Here is a 6,000-nt window from a genome sequence, read left to right on the forward strand (position 1 = left end):
GGACCGCGCCCCTCGCGCGGGAGGGGCGGGAAGGGCGGGGCGGCGCTGTGGATGCAACCGACGTCGAAGTGCTCTGCTATGGCTTGTCAGCCGGTGGTGTTGCGCAGGACGAGGGTCTGGCTGATGTTTGTCTGTGCGTTGTTGATCTGGTCGCCTGCCACCCACAGGGTGTTGCTGCCCGGTACGTCGGCGACGGCTGAGAGTGCGCCGCCCTGCGATCCGCCGGGGCTGGGCACGGTCGTCCAGGAGGTGCCGTTCCAGTGGAGGGTCAGCGAGGTGCCGGATCCGGATCGGTTGCCGTTGCCGACGGCCCAGACGTCGTTCGGGCTCAGCTCGGTCACGCCGTTGAGGGTGGCGTTGGTGCCGCCCTGGTTGGACACGGTGCTCCAGGTAGTGCCGTTCCAATGTTCGGTCAGCGAGGCGCCGCCGGCGTTGCCGACGGCCCACGCGTCGCTGGTCGAGGTGACGGCGACGCTGCTGAAGACGTTGCAGGTCGTGGTGCTTTGCGGGGTGGCCACTGTGGACCAGGTGGTGCCGTTGAAGTGCTCGGCCAGGGTGGCGTTGCAGAAGCCGCCGTTGGCGTCGAGCAGTGATTCCTGGCCGACGGCCCAGATGTCGCTGGCGTTGTCGATGGCCACGCTGTTGAGCAGGACGGTGTGGGCGCCGGGGAGGCTGGGGCCGGTCACGACGCTCCACGCTGTGCCGTTCCAGTGCTCGATCAGGGTGCTGGCGAAGTTGGAGGTGCCGACCGCCCAGGCGTTGGTCGGTGAGAGTGCGGCGACGGCGAGCAGCTGGTCGTTGCTGCTGGCGGACGGGGCCGGCACGGTGCTCCAGGCGGTGCCGTTGAAGTGCTCGACGAGCGGCTGTGTGCCGCCGCTGGCGGTGGAGGTCTGGCCGACGGCCCAGACGTCGCTGGCTGAGGTGGCGGCGGCTCCGTTGAGCTCGTTGACGCTGGTGCCGGGGTCCGGGTGCGAAGAGAGGGTCCAGGTGCTGCCGTTCCAGTTCTCGATGATGGACGACGCGACGCCGGACTTGCCGACCGCCCAGACGTCGCCGCTGTTGACCACTGCGACCGCGGTCAGCTTGTCCTGAGCCTGGACGCTGGGATCGGCGCTGGGCACCACCGTCCAGGGGGACGATGCGGCCGTGGCCGGCATGGCAGCGCCCGCGGCCACCGCCAAGCAGGCGATGGCTACTACGGCTGTGCGGCTCAGATGCCGGTGCGATACGACACGATGCATGAAGGAGTTCCTCCGAAGTCTGTGACGCGATGAACCGTCATGTTGAGATAGGTCATCGGGTTACAGGCGCGAGGCCACTACACCCCTGACACGTGACCGGAGACGTGACCCGGACCGGACATCGGTGAACCTGAAAAGGGAAGACACCTCGTACCATGACCACGTCGACGGGGAGCGCGGCGCCATCCGCCGGTACCAGCCGTCTGACTGGCCCGTCCGTCCGACACGCCGACTCCCGATGGCAATGGCCTGGCCCTAGGTCGCGCGGTGATGCACGCAAGGGCCAGGCCGCTGCCGGTTCTCCAGGTCTAGCTCGGTACTGGCGGTCTCTTACCGCGGCGGGAACTGGGAGTTGGGCGCCGGGGGTGCGAGGTTGGCGGTCGGCGGCTGGTTGATGTAGCCGAGCACGGCGCAGTCGATGTCCACGCCGACCGAGCCGTAGGGCTGGGGCTGGCCGGTCGCCGGGTCGACGCCGGTCAGCAGGTCGGGGCGGGTGGCGGCCAGATTGAACACCTGGTTCTCGTCGATCTGGCGGGTGTTCAGCCCCTCCTTGACCGCCTTGTCCGTCCACAGGCCGAGCTGCGCGTCCCACAACGGGCTGTACGCCTTGGAGTGCCGCGGGTCGGTTTCGGTGGGGAAGTCGCCGAAGACGTTGAGCAGGTCTCCGCCGTTGCGCAGGTCGTTGATGAACTGGGTGTCGGCCGCCGAGGCGTCCTTGGACACGTCGCCGTCCAGGGCCAGGTGCTGGAAGCCCTGGGCGTTGGGGTTGTTCGCGCCGGTCTGCCCGTTGATGAAGCCGAACAGGCGCTCGCGGGCGGAGCCGAGGAAGTCGTCGCCGCCGTTGAAGGACGCGTTGTTCAGTGCCGGTACGTAGGTGGCGCGCTCGAGGGTCGCGGTCAGCGGCTGGCCGGCGTCGGTGGAGATGTAGACGATCGGCTGGCCGGCGTCGAAGCCCTTGACGAAGAGCATGTCGACCCAGGACTCGTTGAACTGGCCCTGCGGGGACGGTGCCCCGATGTGGACGCCCAGCACGCGGTCGCCGGTGTCGGTGTGGTGCGTCACGTCGAACGGGCCGTCGCCGGTGGCGACGATCGGCGCGTCGTAGATGGTGTCGGAGCCGGCGATCTTGATGAAGGGGCTGTAGCCGGGACCGGCCACCGCACCGGGCTGGAAGGTGGCCAGCGGGAACCCGTTCGGGCCGGGTACGGCGACGCGGGTCGGGCTGAAGTCCGGGGCGCCGGCGAAGTCGATGGTCGCCGGGCCGAAGGGGTTGGCCTTCGGCGTGGGGTTCTCCAGCTGCACGGTCTGCACGGCGGCCGGGTCGCCGATCGCGATGTTGGCCAGCTTGGGCGCGTAGTTCACGCCCAGGTCGGCTGCGGCGCCCTGGTCGGAGGCGTCCAGCAGCACGTACCAGACCTTCTCCTCGTGGGAGGTGCCTTTGTAGGCGATGCCCGGGTACAGCGGCAGCCGCGCGGTCTCGTTGCTCAGGTTGATCTGGAGCGCGCTCTCCAGCGTCTGGTGGTCCGCGGGCAGGATGCCGCTGGTCGGACCCAGGTTCCCGGGCGCCGGCGTGGCGGCCGCGGTGCTCCTGGCCGCGACGGCGCTCGCCCCGGTGGTCAGGACTGTCGTGAGCACCCCGGCCGCGGCCGCGGCGACGGCGCCCGCCATCAGTGCCCTTCGTTTGGAGATCAACATCAGATGTCCTCACTCGTGTGCTTTCCGAACGGCGGGATCTCCGCCATCCGATTACACAGAGTCGGCGTCACCGGGCGGCTGCGACATTACGTAGCGCGATGCTTACGGAAGAATGACGAGGCTGCTTGCCAGACCCGGATCAAAGGCTGCGATGGTCGGCTGCCGTTTTCAAACCGCTGCGTGACCTGGGAACCCCGTGGGAACGGACCGGGCGCGTTGCGACCGTGAGCCGGCCGAATATTCTGACTTGTTAAAGGACTGACTCAACCGGCCGCCCGAACACTCCGCGCCGGCGATACGGCGATGGTCTGGGTCGCGACATGGCTGATCATGGCGTCGAGGGTCACTTCCAGGGGGTGGACGTCGCGGTGGATCTGCGTGAGCAGGAGCCCACCCTGCAGCGCGGCCAGGATCGTCAACGCCAGTTCGTCCGGGCTCGCGGTCAGCTCGCCGCGGTCGTGCATGGCTTGAAGGCCGCCGCGGATCCCCGCCTCCCAGCGCAGGAACGCGGTGGACACCGCGCTGCGGGCCGGCGCGTCGATCTCTGCCAGTTCGCTCCCCAGCGATCCGATGGGGCAGCCGCCGCGGCACTCGAGTTCGCGCTGGTGCTGGACCACGAAGTCGCGCCAGGTGCGCAGCCCCTCGATGCTGTCCAGCTGGACGAACATCGGCTCCTGCCCGCCGACGACCGTCTCGTCCTGGTAGGCGATCACGGCCAGGACGAGGGCCTGCTTGTCGGCGAAGTAGTGGTAGAGCTGTGAGCTGCTGGCCCCTGCGGCAGCTTTGACGTCCTCCATCGTGGTGCCGGCGACGCCGTGCTCGAACATCAGCTGGGCCGCGGCGGCGACGATCCGCAGGCGCGTCTGCTCGCCCTTCCTCGTCAGGGGCTTCTGCTCGGCGCGACTCGTCATGCTGCGAGTCTAACCCAGTTTTTGGATTAGACAATCCATTTTTAGAGTTCGATAGTGGATTGCACAAGCCAATCCGGGGCTCGGGAGCTCGGCGGCGAGACCACCGCACCACCTCCTGCTCCACCCCATCCCTACAGAACGGCAGACCATGACCACCACCAGCCCCACCATCGCCGACCAGGTCGACACGATGCACCAGCAGCCAGCCGGCCAGCTCCCCGCGGACGTCGCAGACGTCTTCCACAAGGAACAGCGCGATCTGGCGGCCGGCGGCCTGCCCGCTGGTATCGCCAGCGCCGGAACCGCCATGCCCGACGGCAAGCTGCTGGACGTCCACGGCGGACCCACCACCCTGGCCGAGGCCCGAGCAGGAAAGCCGGCCGTCGTGGTGTTCTACCGCGGGGCTTGGTGCCCGTACTGCAACATCGCGCTACGCACCTATCAGACCCAGCTCCTGCCCGAACTCACCTCGCGCGGGATCGCCCTGGTCGCGCTCAGCCCGCAGACCCCGGACGGTTCCCTGAGCATTCAGCAGACCAAGGAGCTGACCTTCACCGTCCTGTCCGACCCGGGCAACCAGATCGCCGGAGGCCTGGGAATCCTCACCGCTCCCAGCGATGCGGCCCGCCAGACCCAGGCGAAACTCGGACTCGACCTCACCGCCGTCAACGCCGACCACACGCACGGTCTCCCCATGCCCACCGTCGTCATCGTGGACGCCGCAGGCACCATCCGCTGGATCGACGTCCACCCCGACTACAGCACCCGCACCGAACCTGCCGAAATCCTGGACACGCTGATCGCCCTCGACCGGCAGTGATTCACCATTCACCGCGCTGCAGGACGAGTCCCCGATCCTGACCACCGCGGCGGAAGGCGCATTGGAGCCGCTGGTCCGGGAAGCAGACCGCCCGCCTTGCGAGTCCAGCGGCGAGGGAGGCCGGGACAGCGTGTTCTTACTTGCGGCGCTTCGGTACGCGCAGGACCCAGATCTGGGTCCTGATGGATGCCCGCGTCCTTTCGGGCAGCGCCGCCCGCACGGGATTGAGTCCGGCCGCCGAGGGGGATGGGCGGCCGGACGTTTCAGGCGGACTGTGCGGTGTCGGTTACGTACGTCGTTCCGCTACAGCTCGGAGTGGTTCCAGTCGCCGGTGGGACTGGTGGAACCGGAGGTGCCCATCGCCAGGGCCAGGAAGCGCTGCACGTCGTTGAAGCTGGAGACGTTGCCCGCGTTAGGGCCGACGTAGAGTGGGGCCGGGTTGGTCCCATTCGACACGTTTATCGCGTACCGGCTCATCTGGGTCCAGTCGTTCTCGACCTCCTGTTGGAGAGCCGGCAGGCCGTTGTAGAAGCGGGCGGCGTTGCCCATGATGTCAGACATGACGCCGAACACGTCGTTGAAGCGAGCCGACTCGGACGTGTACTGGATCATGAAGAGCAGGTCCCGGGCGATCGCCTGGTTGGTGGCGGGGGTGCCCTGGTCTGCGTATGCCAGGTTGTAGAACGAGTTGAAGAAGTCGTTCCAGGAGATGGGCATGGCCGCCCGGTCCCGGCCGGCGACCTGGACGAGGTTGTTGTAGTTGGAGGAGAAGGGCAGCGTGATGTAGGTGCCGCCGGTGGCTGCTGCCGGGAGCAGGTCGGAGTTGCCGTAGGCGGTGGCCGGCTGCATGGCGGCCTGCAGGTTGAAGTCGTTGAATGAGAAGGTGGCGCCGCTGGTTGTGGTGAACCCTCGCAGGTACAGGTTGTCGGGGGTGAACCACAGGGCGATCCTTGCGTTGCCCTGCGCCAGATCCAGCCGGATCAGACTGTGGTCGCTGGAGCTCTGTGTCTGCATCACCCCGTCGCGCCACGCATGTCCCGCTGCGGCCCGCAGGCTCCCGATCAGCTGGGTGTACTGGGACGCCTGGGTCTGGCTGGCCGTGTTGCCGATGTTCATGTAGACGTGCGAGACCCAGAAGGGGGGCGTGTCCGCGCTGGCGCTGCCGGTTTCGGCCACTAATCCCGCGAATGCCATGAACAGGGCGGCGATCGCGGACAGGATCTTTCTCATGTGCGTGTTCCTAATGATTCTCGGGAGTGAGCCATCCGGCAGACTCCTGGGTGGACAGCCGCTGGCAGGTGAGCACTTGTGTGTCCAGGACTTCGAGTCCTGT

Annotated in this window: 5 protein-coding genes; 1 reads left to right on the forward strand and 4 read right to left on the reverse strand. The window is 67.7% G+C overall.

Going from position 1 to position 6,000, the window contains the following annotated elements:
* Positions 1-86 precede the first annotated feature (86 nt).
* From ABH920_RS16590 to ABH920_RS16600, 3 genes are all read right to left on the reverse strand, one after another.
* Entirely contained in the window at positions 87-1,241 is a 1,155-nt protein-coding gene (locus ABH920_RS16590; RefSeq protein ID WP_370349873.1) for a hypothetical protein, read from the reverse strand.
* Between the two features lie 330 nt (positions 1,242-1,571).
* Positions 1,572-2,936 (reverse strand): hypothetical protein, encoded by a 1,365-nt coding sequence (locus tag ABH920_RS16595; RefSeq protein ID WP_370349874.1) that lies wholly within the window; start codon positions 2,934-2,936, stop codon positions 1,572-1,574.
* Between the two features lie 263 nt (positions 2,937-3,199).
* Entirely contained in the window at positions 3,200-3,847 is a 648-nt protein-coding gene (locus ABH920_RS16600; RefSeq protein ID WP_370349875.1) for a TetR/AcrR family transcriptional regulator, read from the reverse strand.
* Positions 3,848-3,995: 148 nt separating this feature from the next.
* Between ABH920_RS16600 and ABH920_RS16605 the strand changes: the two genes are divergently transcribed.
* Positions 3,996-4,667 carry a peroxiredoxin-like family protein gene (locus ABH920_RS16605; RefSeq protein WP_370349876.1) on the forward strand — a complete coding sequence of 224 codons (672 nt, stop codon included), beginning with the start codon at positions 3,996-3,998 and terminating at the stop codon, positions 4,665-4,667.
* Between the two features lie 303 nt (positions 4,668-4,970).
* On the opposite strand, the gene ABH920_RS16610 is transcribed toward ABH920_RS16605, so the two are convergent.
* Positions 4,971-5,897 (reverse strand): ribosome-inactivating family protein, encoded by a 927-nt coding sequence (locus ABH920_RS16610; protein WP_370349877.1) that lies wholly within the window; start codon positions 5,895-5,897, stop codon positions 4,971-4,973.
* Between the last annotated feature and the right edge of the window lie 103 nt (positions 5,898-6,000).

It is taken from the genome of Catenulispora sp. EB89 (assembly GCF_041261445.1).
GTDB lineage: Bacteria > Actinomycetota > Actinomycetes > Streptomycetales > Catenulisporaceae > Catenulispora.